Source organism: Luteibacter rhizovicinus (assembly GCF_004342265.1).
GTDB classification, from domain to species: domain Bacteria; phylum Pseudomonadota; class Gammaproteobacteria; order Xanthomonadales; family Rhodanobacteraceae; genus Luteibacter; species Luteibacter rhizovicinus_B.
Window position 1 is genome coordinate 767,277 of record NZ_SMCS01000002.1, and the last position, 13,749, is coordinate 781,025.

At 62.8% G+C, this 13,749-nt stretch carries 12 protein-coding genes; 4 read left to right on the plus strand and 8 right to left on the minus strand.

Annotation, left to right across the window (positions count from 1 at the left end):
* Positions 1-11 precede the first annotated feature (11 nt).
* Both EC912_RS07585 and EC912_RS07590 read right to left on the minus strand, forming a co-directional pair.
* The gene (locus EC912_RS07585; protein WP_132142524.1) at positions 12-512 is read right to left on the minus strand and encodes an energy transducer TonB; all 501 of its coding nucleotides are present in this window, start codon (positions 510-512) and stop codon (positions 12-14) included.
* A 69-nt stretch (positions 513-581) separates the two neighbouring features.
* On the minus strand, positions 582-1,868 hold the full coding sequence (locus EC912_RS07590; RefSeq protein WP_132142525.1) for an acetyl-CoA C-acetyltransferase: 1,287 nt from the start codon (positions 1,866-1,868) through the stop codon (positions 582-584).
* Positions 1,869-2,089: 221 nt separating this feature from the next.
* Between EC912_RS07590 and EC912_RS07595 the strand changes: the two genes are divergently transcribed.
* Together EC912_RS07595 and EC912_RS19750 are read left to right on the plus strand one after the other, a co-directional pair.
* Complete coding sequence (locus EC912_RS07595; RefSeq protein ID WP_207906780.1) at positions 2,090-3,217, plus strand: hypothetical protein; 1,128 nt, start codon at positions 2,090-2,092, stop codon at positions 3,215-3,217.
* Between the two features lie 93 nt (positions 3,218-3,310).
* On the plus strand, positions 3,311-5,791 hold the full coding sequence (locus tag EC912_RS19750) for a sensor domain-containing protein (RefSeq protein WP_132142527.1): 2,481 nt from the start codon (positions 3,311-3,313) through the stop codon (positions 5,789-5,791).
* Between the two features lie 16 nt (positions 5,792-5,807).
* On the opposite strand, the gene EC912_RS07605 is transcribed toward EC912_RS19750, so the two are convergent.
* The 4 genes from EC912_RS07605 to EC912_RS07620 form a co-directional block, all read right to left on the minus strand.
* Entirely contained in the window at positions 5,808-6,269 is a 462-nt protein-coding gene (locus EC912_RS07605) for a GNAT family N-acetyltransferase (protein ID WP_207906781.1), read from the minus strand.
* Between the two features lie 4 nt (positions 6,270-6,273).
* Positions 6,274-7,659, minus strand: coding sequence for a nitrogen regulation protein NR(I) (gene ntrC / locus EC912_RS07610; protein ID WP_132142528.1), 1,386 nt, complete (start codon positions 7,657-7,659; stop codon positions 6,274-6,276).
* Positions 7,652-8,665, minus strand: a complete 1,014-nt coding sequence (locus EC912_RS07615) for a two-component system sensor histidine kinase NtrB (protein ID WP_243649185.1) — start codon at positions 8,663-8,665, stop codon at positions 7,652-7,654. The genes ntrC and EC912_RS07615 overlap by 8 nt, the downstream gene beginning before the upstream one ends.
* A gap of 276 nt (positions 8,666-8,941) precedes the next feature.
* Complete coding sequence (locus tag EC912_RS07620) at positions 8,942-9,463, minus strand: hypothetical protein (RefSeq protein WP_132142529.1); 522 nt, start codon at positions 9,461-9,463, stop codon at positions 8,942-8,944.
* Between the two features lie 189 nt (positions 9,464-9,652).
* Between EC912_RS07620 and EC912_RS07625 the strand changes: the two genes are divergently transcribed.
* Both EC912_RS07625 and EC912_RS07630 read left to right on the plus strand, forming a co-directional pair.
* Positions 9,653-10,567 (plus strand): hypothetical protein, encoded by a 915-nt coding sequence (locus tag EC912_RS07625; protein WP_132142530.1) that lies wholly within the window; start codon positions 9,653-9,655, stop codon positions 10,565-10,567.
* Complete coding sequence (locus EC912_RS07630) at positions 10,564-11,463, plus strand: DUF3606 domain-containing protein (protein WP_243649186.1); 900 nt, start codon at positions 10,564-10,566, stop codon at positions 11,461-11,463. Before EC912_RS07625 ends, EC912_RS07630 begins: the two co-directional genes overlap by 4 nt.
* A gap of 807 nt (positions 11,464-12,270) precedes the next feature.
* Here the strand turns inward: EC912_RS07630 and EC912_RS07640 are convergent.
* Both EC912_RS07640 and EC912_RS07645 read right to left on the minus strand, forming a co-directional pair.
* Positions 12,271-12,543 carry a hypothetical protein gene (locus tag EC912_RS07640; protein ID WP_132142532.1) on the minus strand — a complete coding sequence of 91 codons (273 nt, stop codon included), beginning with the start codon at positions 12,541-12,543 and terminating at the stop codon, positions 12,271-12,273.
* A gap of 570 nt (positions 12,544-13,113) precedes the next feature.
* A complete protein-coding gene (locus tag EC912_RS07645; RefSeq protein ID WP_132142533.1) occupies positions 13,114-13,746 on the minus strand; it encodes a PQQ-binding-like beta-propeller repeat protein in 633 nt (210 codons plus the stop codon).
* Positions 13,747-13,749: the final 3 nt, after the last annotated feature.

Genomic DNA, 13,749 nt, shown 5'->3' on the forward strand with positions numbered 1-13,749 from the left:
GCATGGGTACGTTACAACCCGCGCGTCAGTTCGAACCTGATCGGCAGTTCCGCCGTATACGAGGCGGGTCGCGACTCGACCTGCGCGAAACGCCAGGTACGGACAGCCTGTTCCGCCGCACGATCCAGCTCGATGTCGCCGCTGGACCTTCCCACCGCGACATGGGTGACATCGCCACTGGGCGTCACCGTGACACTCAGCACGACCTGACCTTCGCGCTGCGCACGTAACGCCGACATCGGATAACGCGGCGAAGGCATGTACACCGGCACCAGCGCGGGTACATCGGCCACTTTCGATCCAGCGGCAACCACGGGGACGGCCATCGATGAAGCCCTGGCGGCAGAACGTGACGGATCGTCGGCCGCGTGCCGCGGCGACGTAGCGGCAGCGGCATGCCGGGCCGCGAGCGGCTCGCGATCGTAGGTAAGCGCCGTGAGCCAGGTCGTGCCGGCGATGCCGACTACCAGCCCCAGCAAGCTCAAGGCCGTCGTGCTGCGCATGGAAAACATGAAACCCTCTATAACGAAGACGCCCCACACGAACACGCATGGGGCGCCGGTTTAGCGAAGCGAAGAAAATCAGGGGCGTTCGAGAATCGCCGTGACGCCCATGCCGCCAGCCGTGCAGATAGAAATCAGACCGCGGCCGGAGCCCTTCTGTTCCAGCATCTTCGCCAGCGTCGCCACGATGCGCGCGCCGGTCGCCGCGAACGGATGACCCGTGGCGAGACTGGACCCAAGCACATTGAGCTTCGCCGGATCGATGCTGCCCAACGGGGCGTCGAGGCCGAGGCGGTTGCGGCAATAATCTTCCGACTCCCATGCACGCAGCGTGCACAGCACCTGCGCGGCAAAGGCTTCGTGGATCTCGTAGAAGTCGAAATCCTGCAACGTCAGGCCCGCCTGCTTCAACATGCGGGGCACAGCGACGGTAGGTGCCATCAACAGGCCCTCGCCGTGCACGAAGTCGACCGCGGCAACCTGCGCGTAAGTGAGGTAGGCCTGGATGCCGAGTCCGCGAGCCGCCGCCCACTCGTCGCTGGCGAGCAGCACCGCCGCCGCGCCGTCGGAAAGACCGGTGGAATTACCAGCGGTCAGCGTGCCCTGGCCCGATGTCTTATCGAACGCGGGCTTCAGCGAGCCGAGTTTTTCGAGCGTGGAGTCGGGACGCAGGAATCCGTCGCGCTTCAGACCGCGAAACGGAACGACCAGGTCGTCGAAAAAACCGGACTCGTACGCCGCGCCCAGCTTCTGATGGCTTTCCATCGCGAGCTGGTCCTGCGCCTGACGGCCGATGTGCCATTCCTTCGCCATCATCTCGCAGTGATCGCCCATCGACTTGCCGGTGCGCGGTTCGGCCACGCCGGGGAACGACGGCTTCAGTTCCTTGAACGAGAACCCGCGCGTGGCGGCGGTGAACTTTTCCTTGAACGTCTTCGCGCGGTTCATCGCCAGCAAGCGCTTACGCAGCCGCTGGCCATACACGATGGGTACGTCGCTGGTCGTGTCCGAGCCGCCCGCGATGCCGGCGTCGATCTGGCCCGTCGCGATCTTGTTCGCGACGATGATCGCGTTATCGAGCGAGGTACCGCAGGCGCGTGCCGTGGTGATGCCGGGCGTTGTGGGGGCCAGGCCGGACGAAAGCAGGGCTTCGCGCGCCAGGTTCCATTCCGAGGAATGTTTGATGACCGCGCCCATGGCCACTTCGCCGAGTTCCACGCCATGCAGCCCGAACTTCTCGACCAGGGCGCCAAGCACCTTGACCGACATGCCGAAGTTACCTACGTCGGCGTAAGCCGTATTGTTGCGACAGAAAGGGATGCGGACGCCACCCACTACACCCACGCGCTTTTGCGTCTTTTCCATGCTCAAGGACAATCCGAAACCGATAGGGGGCCGTTACCGGCCAAAAGGAGCCCGGACGCCGACGATCGCCGACGAACGCGTATCGGCAAGGCTAACCCGCATCACCCCACGACGAAAGCCCTGCGCGACGCACGGCAGCACTTTATTCAGGCGTCATGAGATCCAGCGCACGTCTGGGCCGATGCTAGACTTACCCTCCTTTGCCGTTCGGAAACCGCGTCGTGAACGAGTCCCTTATTGCCTGCCCCGCCGTTCTGGCGCTGGAACTGGCCGAGGGCGAACGGCCTTCGCGGCTGGAACTCACGCGCGACGAGGCCCAGACCCTGGCCGCCCTGATCGCCGACGACCTCCGTGCCCTGCTGCCAGGCGTCGAAGACTCGCGCTTTGCGCTGGCTGGCGCCCTCTTCGACGGCGTGGAACTGCTGCGCCCCGGCTTTCCGGTGTTCGCGACGCTGGAAGAGCTCGCCCGCCGCGTTCCGCGCGTCACCACCGCTGGCGGCATCGTCTCGTTCGGCACTCATGAAGGCCACATGCCCGCCCAGCCGCTGGTACCGGACATGGTTTACGCCGACGGCCCCATGCGCCTGATGCCGTGGATGCTGCTGGCCCCGGCCGATCTGGCCGAGTCGCTGACCGAGCGGATGGAAGTGGAGCTGGTGGGCCGGGGCGAAGCGAGCGCTGCCACGGCCGACTTCATCATGCGAACCCTTGGCATCCGCCTGGAGCACGCGCGCTATCTCAGCCGCGACGACCTGCTCGCGCTGACCTGCGTGCAATACGAACACGTAAACCTGGCGCCGCTATGGACGGTGCTGGAAGCCGCCCTGCTCACGCCGTATCGCGAGGAAACCGCGCTCGGCTCGCGCGGTCTTCCCCTGCATTACGCCGACGGCCGCGTCGGCATTCCCGGTCCTGCCGCCTGGTTCGCTGCGTCGGGCAGCCGTCGCGACAATCCGGCGCACGAGTTCGCGGGCACCATCTTCGAACTGCGCCAGTACGCGGCGCTGCTAGCCGCACACCACGTACCGCTTCATCTGGAGGGAGCCCCCGCCAGCACCGCCGGCTATCTGGTCGAAGCACTGGCCGAGCCCGATGCCAGCCTTCCCACGCCCCAGTTCTACGCCCACGAAGCGACGGGTCTTGGCATCGCCGCGATCACGGTCGCGCAGCCAGTACCCGGCCGCGCCCGCGTGCTGGCCCACGGTTATCCCCTGGCACCGGATGCACTGGGCCCCATGCTCGACGCCCTGGCCGAACGGTATGGCTGCGACCTCGACATACATGCGCTCGGCCGTGTCCTGCTCGACGATCAGGCAACCCTGACGGCACCGGCGCCCGCCCTGCACTGAATGTTGTCCATTCGGTGACGGAATTCGCGACCTTAGCGATATACGGCCGCCGCCCCACGGATTAGAGTGCGTCATCGTCACAACGGCGTTTCCATGCACGATCCCGTAAACCTCCAGCGCGAGCCCATCGAAGGGTGGCCGGCCTATGTACTGGCGCGCGCGCCCGCGCTCGTCGCCTACGTGGACGCCAGTCTTCGTTACCGCTACGCCAACGAACGCTATCTGGAATGGATGGGTGTCGACTGGAGTTTTGCACTCGGCTCTCATCTGGCCGATGTCCTCTCCCCCACGCTCTATGCCGGCATCGAACCCAATCTGCGCGCCGCGCTGTCCGGCCGCACCGTCGTGTCGGACCACGAAATCGGCGAAGGCGACAACACGCGCTATGCGCAGGCCACGTTCAATCCGGACGTCGCCGAAGACGGCGCGATCCGCGGCGTCATCATTGCCGTCATCGACATCTCCGAACGGCGCGAGCTGGAAAACCGGCTGCTCGAAAGCCAGCGAAGGTTCTCGCAGGCCTTCCGCTACGCCGCCATCGGCATGGCGCTGGTGTATCCGGATGGGCGCTGGCTCCAGGTCAACGACGCCATATGCTCGATGCTCGGCTATAGCGAAGACGACCTGCTGTCCTCGACCTTCCAGGACATCACGCATCCGGACGATCTCGCCGCCGACCTCGCGCTGGTGGACAGGCTGCTGGACGGCGAACTTATGTCGTACCACATGGAAAAGCGCTACCTGCATCGCGACGGACACGTGGTCCATGCGCTGCTCAGCGTTTCGCTGGTACGCGACGAAACCAATCAGCCGCTGTACTTCGTTTCGCAGTTGCAGGACATCACCGAGCGCAAAGCATTCGAGGACGCACTGTTCCGCGAGCGCGAGCTGGCCGAGGTCACGCTGAAATCGATCGGCGACGCGGTGATCACCACCGACCCGAACATGATCGTGACGTCGCTCAACCCCATTGCCGAGGCCATGACCGGCTGGTCCAGTCACGAAGCCGTCGGGCGTCCGATGGACGAAGTGTTCCATCTGCGCGATCCCTTGACGCGTCAGCCCATTCCTAACCCGTTGATCTCCGCCGTCACCAAGAACGCGATCGTCGGACTGACCACCGATGCCATCCTCGTTCACCGCAATGGCTTCGACAGTCCGATCGAGGATTCCGCGGCACCGATCCACGACCACGCCGGCAACGTGGTGGGTGGCGTGGTCGTGTTTCACGACGTCAGCGAGACGCGCGCCCTCGCGCTGAAGATGGCGCACCTGGCACATCACGACACGCTGACCGGCCTGCCCAATCGCGCTCTGTTGCAGTCGCGCATCGAACTCGCGGTCACCGTTGCCATGCGTCGCACGCAACGCACCGCCGTACTCTTCGTCGACATCGATCATTTCAAACAGATCAACGACACGCTCGGCCATGCCGCCGGCGATGCCATGCTTCAGGAAGTCGCGCGCCGCATACGCATGAGCGTGCGCAGCGACGATACGGTAAGCCGCCTTGGCGGCGACGAATTCGTCGTCCTTCTGCCGCATATCGAATCGCAGCGCGATGCCGCGTCCGTCGCGGAAAAGGTACTCGAAGTCTGCAGCCAGGCCGTCGCCGTCGAAGGCTCCGAGCTGGCTATCAGTTTCAGTATCGGCATCAGCGTTTTTCCGGACGACGCCCGCGACGCCGACGCGCTGATGCGAAATGCCGACACCGCGATGTACGAAGCGAAGATGCAGGGCCGTAACGGCTTCCGCTTCTTCAACGCGGCCATGAACGAACGCAACGCCGCACGCGTGCGCATCGAAGTCGAACTCCGCAAGGCGCTGGCACGCAACGAACTGAGCCTGCACTACCAGCCCAAGGTGGACACAAGGCTCGGCATCATCATCGGCGCCGAAGCGCTGCTGCGCTGGCAAGTCGATGGCGAGGACGTGTACACGCCCGAACAGTTCATACCGGTAGCGGAAGACTGCGGCCTCATCATTCCCATCGGCGAATGGGCCCTGCGCGAAGCCTGCCGGCAGACGCAGGAATGGCACACGATGTATCGACCGCTTTCCGTATCGGTCAACGTGTCGCCATTGCAGTTCCAGCAAACGCGCTTCTTCGAAACGCTGCGCGACGCACTGGCCGAAAGCCAGTTGCATCCCACGCTGCTGGAACTCGAACTTACCGAACGCATGGTGATGGAGGGTGGCGACCACATCGCCAGCCTGTTACGCCGCATCAAGGAACTCGGCGTCGTCCTCAGCCTGGACGACTTCGGCACGGGTTATTGCAGCCTTTCGTATCTGAAGCACTTCCCGATCGACACGCTGAAAATCGATCGCGCCTTCGTTCGGGACATTGCCTGGGACGCCGACAGCGCGGCAATCACCAGCGCCATCATCGCCATGGCGCACAGCCTCAACAAAAACGTGCTGGCCGAAGGCGTCGAAACCATGGAACAGGCGACCTTCCTCGGCGCCGCGGGTTGCCCGCAGATGCAGGGCTTCCTGTTCGGCAAAGCGGTATCGGCGAAAGAGTTCGAGGCGCGCATCGCGGCGATAAACACGGGCGACCTGACGGTCTGAACACCCCGCCATCCCGTCAGTCCAGCATCGCCTCGTACATGTAGTAGTGGCAACGCTCCATGCCCAGGCCCACGTACGTCGCCTGCGCCCGCTCGTTCTCCGTCTCGACGTAAAGCCTGATTCCCACGGCACCGGCCCCCTCGGCCATGGCTTTCACATGGACGTACATCTCGCGGAACACGCCCGAACGACGCGCCGCCGGCACGACATACACGCTCTGTATCCACCAGAAATCGCCGTTGCGCCAGTCGCTCCATTCGTACGTTACCATCAGACAGCCCACCGGCACGCCGTCCATCTCGGCGACCAGATAGAACCCGCGACGCGGTTCGTCGAAGATCGCCGCGACGCCTTTCGCCAATACGTCGTCGTCGAGGCGCTTCGCCTCGGTCTCCCACGCCATCGCGGCATTCCACGCAGCGATATGGGCGGCATCGGCCGATTCGGCGCGACGAACGTAGAGGGTATTCAGCGGCATGATGTTATTCCGTCGAAGGACGCCGCTTGCGCGACGCACCGAGTTTGCGGGTAAGCGTATTGCGACCGACCCCAAGCGCCGCCGCGGCGTGCTGGCGATGTCCGTCATTGGCGATAAGCGCCGCTTGAAGAAGCGTGCGATCCAGCGCATCGCGAGCCCGCGCGTGCACCTCCGTCTCGCCCTGGGCCAGGGCATCCTCGACCCACCGGCGGAGCGCGTCGGTCCAGTCGGCATCACGCGTGTCGCGCGCCGCCACGTCGCCGAGATCGGTCGCGAGAATTTCGGGACCGGGCGCAATCACCGCCAACCGTCTGCACAGGTTTTCAAGCTCGCGAACATTGCCCGGATAATCGCGCTGCTCGATCAGCTTCATCGCACCGCGGGAAAACCGCTTCGGCGGCAACTTCAGTTCGTTCGCGGCGGCAGCGAGAAAATGTCGCGCCAGCAGCGGAATATCGGCGCGGCGTTGACGCAGCGATGGCAACGCAATACGCACGACATCGAGCCGGTGTTTCAGATCCGCGCGGAAATGCCCACTAGCCACGCGCGCATCCAGGTCCTGGTGCGTCGCCGCGATAATGCGCACATTGCCGCGCATCAACTCCCGGCCACCCACGCGATAAAACTCGCCACCCGCCAGTACGCGCAACAGGCGCGTCTGCAAGGCAATAGGCATGTCGCCGATTTCATCGAGGAACAGCGTGCCGCCATCGGCCTGTTCGAAACGACCGGCATGACGGCGCGTCGCGCCCGTGAATGCGCCCGCCTCATGGCCGAACAATTCGCTTTCCAGCAATTCGGAAGGAATAGCCGCCGTGTTGAGCGCCACGTAGGGATGTCCGCGCCGCGCACTTTCGTCGTGCAGCGCACGCGCCACCAACTCCTTGCCGGTTCCGGTTTCGCCCGTGATCAACACATTCAGATCGCTTGCCGCCACGCGACCGATCAGGCGAAACACTTCGCGCATCGCCGGACTCTCGCCAAGCAACGCATGCCCATCCGTCGCGGCAACGGCCGGGATCTCGACATCCGCAAGCGTCGCCAACGCGCGTTCGACGGCTTCCACTGCCTGATCCAGATCGAATGGCTTGGCGATGTAATCGGCCGCGCCAGCGCGATACGCCGCCGCGGTCGTGGCCACATCGGTATATGCACTCATGACGATCACCGGACCGATACCGCGCGACGTCAGGTCTTCAAGCAGACGCAATCCATCCTCGCCCGGCATGCGCACATCCGTCAGCAGCAATCCCGGCCGCCCTTCGGACAGCGCCGCGCGCACTGCGTCGCCCGATCCGAATTCGCGTACGCCATGCCCCGCATCGCGCAACGCCTCGGCCAGCACGAAACGTACCCCACGATCGTCGTCCGCGATCCATATCTCAGTCATGGTGACGCTCCATGGGCAGGAACAACGAGAAAACGGTTTCGCCCGGTCGACTGCTGTAACGCAACTCGCCACCGTGTTCGCGCGCTATTTCGCGCGATAGCGCAAGACCGAGACCCGTGCCGTCCGGACGGCCGGAAACCAGCGGCTGGAACAACGAATCGCGTATCGCATCGGGTACGCCAGGACCGTCGTCAACGATATCGACGCGCAACGCGCTACGCACCGTGCGCTCGCCAAGTCTCGCCCCGTGCTCCACGCGCGTGCGCAACGTAATGCAGGCCGCACCGGCCTCCGTCGCATTGCGCGCCAGGTTCAACAGCACCTGCAACAAGCGATCCGCATCGCCCGTCGAATCGGGTAGGCTCGGATCGAAATCGTGTTTCAGACGCGGCGCGTCCGGCTGCGCTTCTATCAGCGCGTCCAGACGTTCGAGCAATTCGTGCACATTCACCGGCGCGATGCGCGCCGCGCCGCCATGTCGCAGCAGGCCATCGGCCAGTGCCGCAAGACGATCCGCCTCGGCGATCACCATCGCAGCCAACTGCTTCAGGTCCGCCTCCGCCACGCGACGTTCCAGCAACTGCGCCGCACCGCGCAAACCCGCGAGCGGATTTTTCACCTCGTGCGCGAAACCGCGCAGCGTCGCCGACAACGGCGTAGCCGCGGCATCGAGCCCGGCCGCCAGTGGATGCAGTTCCAGCAATAGTTGCGAACCGTCGAGCGGCTGCACCGCCAGATCGGCGGTCACTTCGCGACCCCGCGCGATCCCGAACGTCACATTGCGCAGATTGAACGCACGCCGCTCACCCAGCGCCCGCGCCAGTTGCCCCGGCAGCGAGGGCTCGCGCATCAGCAACCCCACGTCCTGCCCCACCGCCGTACGTGGCCCCACATCCAGCATTTCGCCCAGCGCGGGATTCAGCCAGACAACCCGCAACCCCGCATCGAGCACAGCCAGTCCCGTGCCCATCAAGGTCGTCAGGTCGTTCGGATCGGGTGCATGCATTGCACCAATGTAGGGATTTCCGGGTAATGGTGCAAACTGGGATAGGGGCCAATTTGTTGGACGGATTCCCATAGTTGCGACAGCGGTACCAACTATGGGAATCGCTCGGTGACATCTTTGCGGCCCCGAATCGCGACTGGGCGAAGGCGTACGGGTGAGCCGGGGGTTGAAAATCCCCGTGTCGGCGGTTCGATTCCGGCTCGAGCTACCGTTTACCAACGCTTCCAGACCCTCGCGAGAGCTGCGGCGCTAAAAACTTCCTCACTTGCTAAAAACTCACGGCGTTTTTTGCTTCGGTGCGTTGAAGTATCGCGAGCGTCTGCTGAGCATCTTTCGCCCTTCGTCACGCCCGAACGTCGATCGAATTGCGAAGTCATGCAACCCGTCAATCAACAGGTGCGCCGAGAGATTTAAGAAGTCCCAGTTTGGCAAGGTCAACGACCCGTTGACGATATAACGGAAGCGATGGCCTCTATAGGGATCAGACAGAAGGTCGATCGCATGCATCTGAAAATCGTGCAGCTGAATAAGCCTGTGAAGGCTTAGTGCCCGTGCCTCTTGAAGGGCTCGGGATAGGTCGTGTCCAACCTTCGATCGAACGTATGGCATTTCGATTCCTCTGGCTCGCAGGAACGATTTCAGCGCCAGCTCGATCGCCTGCCCCATGAGGGAGTAGGAAGGCATCGACGCGGGCGCCAGCAGCGGCGACGCACGAACCACTTCCGCCGCGACGCGGTAGTCATACGCGAATCGGAGCATGCCGAACGGAGAGGTTCTTCCCCACTTTCCCAAAATCATATCGCTCCCGCCCAGGGGCTCAGGCGCAGCCTATCGGAAAGACACTTGACTGTTAATCAGGGGGTCATTGGTTCGAGCCCAACTTCGGGCGCTAGGTTTTGCAAGGCCGTGCAATGATACGCGGCCTTTTTCTTGGCCAACGTGTAAATTAATGTGTAAAAATCAGTCCGTCTTGATCATGGATTGACCATGCCGCCGATCGATATGTTCCCCGTACGCGCCCTGCCAGAAGATATCGAGCGGACGAACCTTGAGCAGCTCGGTTCGAAGAGCAAATTCTGGTTCGAGGAGCAGGGGCAGCGAGTGATGTTCAAGGAAGCCCGTCCTGCGACCGGTGAGGATTGGGCGGAGGTCGTGTGCGCTGAGCTAGCCCGGCTGTTGATGTTGCCGCACGCCAAGTACCAGCTGGCGACGTGCGGGGAAGCGCGCGGTGTCATCACGCCGTCGTTCATCCCCCCGGGTGGCCGTTTGATCCCAGGCAACGAATTAATCGGGCGAGTTGTCTCGGACCTTGAGACGGCAAGACGCGAAACTATCCATGTGCATCGGGTAAGCCGAGTCATGGCGCTCTTGGCACATCCCGTCATCCAGCTTCCGAATGGCTTTGAAGCGCCATTTGACTTGCCGCGCGCAGCCGACGTGTTCGTAGGCTACCTATTACTTGACGCGTTAACCGGGAACCAGGACCGCCACGATGAGAACTGGGGCGTCGCCCGAATCGAGCGGGGCGTTCACCTACTTCCTACGTTCGACCATGCATCAAGCTTAGGGCGGAACGAGCGGGACGAGGTGAGGGTTCGGCGCCTAGCCTCGAAAGAGGCAAATGCCGGCATGGAAGCGTATGTTAGTAAGGCCCGATCCCGCTTCTATGAGGGTTCTATCGACGGCCGCCGGATGACGACACTTGAGGCATTTGAAGCAGCAGCTCGGTTGTCACCTAAAGCGGCAGCGGGCTGGATCGATATGGTGAGGAAGATCGACAACGACACGTTCAGATCCGTGCTTGACCGGGTCGATGGCGGCCTCATCAGCGAGCCAGGTCGAGAGTTCGCAGGAAAGATGCTTGAAATCAATAGACTACGGCTGCTGGAGTGTGAAGCATGAAGGCGATCTTCGTGGCCATCCAAAACGAGCAAACGCGAGCTTGGACGCCAGTTGGCAGGCTGACCAAGGACGCCGGCGAGTATATTTTCGAGTACACCAAGGGCGCCGAGAAGGTTTCCGGCTTCCAGACGTTCGGCCGGATGAAGGATCTACACGTACGGTACGTCTCACCAACGCTCTTCCCGCTTTTTGCGAATCGGCGCCTGCCGAAGAGCCGGCCCGAGTATGCGGAATATCTCGATTGGCTGGGTCTAACGCCGGAGTCGGGGTCAGACCTTGAAGAGCTCGGGAGGACGAACGGACGGAGAGCGACCGATGGAATCGAGCTTATCCCTTGTCCCGAGGCGGATGCCGAGGGGCTGTGCGAGCTTTTCTTCTTCAGCCGCGGGATCAGGCACGCCGCCGCTGGCGGTGGAGATCGCGTTGCCGCGCTCAAGCCTGGCGAGAAGCTCTATCTCTGCCGTGACGTTCAGAACTCTTTTGACGAGGCGGCTCTCATTCTGAGAACCGACGACCCTGTGGCGTTCGTCGGATATCTTCCTGCGTACTTCACGCAGGCGTTCTCGTCTCTCATCGACTCTTGCGGCCCTGAATGCTTGCGTGTGGTCGTCGAGAAAGTGAATTCCTCGGCCCCCACTCATTATCGGCTGCTCTGTCGCCTTACGTCGGTGTGGCCAAAAGGATTCGAACCGTTCTCAGGTGAGGATTTTCAGCCGCTCGAGCGGTTGGGTACTGAGGCGCACCATGGGATCGGACGGGTGAACCTGGCCGAGCCCTACGAAGTCGCGTACTGGACCAAAGCGCTTGGCATCAGCGAACGCGAATTGCGGGACGCTGTCGACTCGGCCGGAGCTTCTGTCCCGGATGTCCGGAACTTCGTAGCGAACGGTCATTGAGGGAATGACCGGTCGCGACGCTTGAGACATGACGGCAGGACAACGCTGCCATGGATTCCTACCGACGCTGTGCGCGCGACACGCGCGAACAGCGCCAGGCGCTGACCCGAACCTCGCCTCCCGCGGGCAGGGCTTTCGAAAAACGGGACGGAGGTAATAATTGGGCTTAACCACCTCCGTCCCGGCTTCTGACAATGGGGAACGCGCACATGGATTGCCCTTTCAGAATGCGGATCCGCTGGCTTCTGGTTTGCGCCCTGATGTGGCCAGCCATCAGCGTGCAGGCCGCGATACCCGACATGCGCGTACACCTTCCGACGTGTTACGCCGGGCCTGACACCTATGCCGGCGTGACTCGTCGGCGCGATCAGGGCCGTCCCATGGATACTCAGTTTCAAAAGGCCGTCTTGCCGCCACCAGGTAGCAGCGTCGACCTGTCCGCCATCCAGACCCGCGTGCATAACCGGCTTGTCCGGGAGATTTATGAGCATCCGGAGTGGACACCCGATGAGGTCGCTAAGCGTTGGCTGGACCGATGCAAGGCCAACACCCAGAACCCGAACGCACACCTGCCCCCAACTATCGGGGTCGAGACCCTGTTGTAAAAACTTCTCGCTCTCCACGTCTTTATTGGTGAGGACGCAGCAGCGGTTCGCACACAGGTCTTGTGTAGAAGCGCGCTTGAGCGCGATGTCCTCGAGGTTGCAGGAAGTGCTGAACCGACGTGGTCGCGATAGCTCCATGCACCGCACTGGGTCCCTGCCTGCGCAGGGACGACGTTGAGGGGGAGTGGACGTCTTCGGCTCTTTAGGCAGCTTGGGACGAGGTGTCGGCGACATGACTTTTCTCGCGCCAGATCGCCACGACAAATTCCGCCGCTTCATCGACCAAACGTCGCACCGACGATAGCGCCTGCGACATCGACGTCGCATCGAAATCGGTGTGCGTCGAAAGCGCGAGCAGGCTCAGAATCGACGTCGATGCGGTAAGTCGCATCTGCGCGGCATCATGCAATTCGTCGACGGAAAGCGCGAGGTCGCTGTGGCAAACGGGGCAGGATGAAATGAGGGGAGAGGACATACACGGCTCCATGTGACCGATGAGCCGCCACCCGCATTGCGCGGGTGGCGGACGTGTCGGGGTGGAAAACCGGCTGTAACCCAATCCCGGCCAGACCGAAGCCTGCCCGACACGCCCGCCGTAAACGCACGGAAATGAACGCAGGGACCGAAGTCGCCTGCGTGGGTTAAACGAGATCGGGTTTCCACACCCGGCCATCGAAAGAGTCGACGGCCCGGCAAGCATCGCAACCCGTCACCCACGCATCCATCCGATTATTCCGAAAAACGCGTGCGATTTATTGAGAGCGCAAAAGCCGCGGCTCTTCGCTACAACAAACCCCACCATCCGGAAGAGCCTGCCGCTGCCTTCGTCGCGACCGGTAGGAGCGCGCGTGAATCCGAAAGGACGAGGCAGTCATTGCGCGACGTGGGCGTGACGAGGGTAGCGGCAGGCTCTGTGCCATGCGTTCCGATGTATGTCACCGCGAAGAGCTGATCGTGCGTGATCGCGACAACCTAATGCACCGCACTGGGTCCCTGCCTGCGCGGGGACGACGGTGAGGGGTGGTGAGGGTGCCGCCGCGGCGCCTCACCCAGGTCGACGAACGCTTCTCACCTTCCCGCTGCCCCCGCCTCCGCAGAAGAACCGATCTGCGCCATCGGACTCAAGCCCCGATACGCCTGTGCCAGGCGGCATGTCGAGTGTCTCCAGAACCTCGCCCGTTAAAGGGTCGATTCGCCTCAGATCGCTTTCGTCGCCTTCCCACGTGCCGTGCCAGAGCTCTCCGTCGACCCAGGTGACCCCGGTGACGAAGCGGCTGGAATCGATGGAACGAAGAATCGTCCCTGTCTCGGGATCGACCTGATGGATCTTCCGCTCCCGATATTCCCCTACCCAGAGCGACCCTTCGGCCCATGCCAGTCCCGAGTCGCCGCCGCCACCGGGTGCGGGGATCGTGGCGAGTACCTGGCCGGTATCCGGGTCGATCTTCTGGATGCGATCTTCGGCGATCTGAAAAATATGCTGGCCGTCGAAGGCCGTACCCGCATGCGCGGCGACATCGATCGAGCGCAGCGTCTTGCCGCTCACCGGATCAAAGGAATTCAACGTATCTCCGGCGGCGAACCAGACTTGCCGGCCGTCATAGGTGACCCCGCCCACGCTGTCGACACCCGGAAAAGGTCCATATTCACGGAGGATTTTGGCTGCTGATTTTTTCATGCT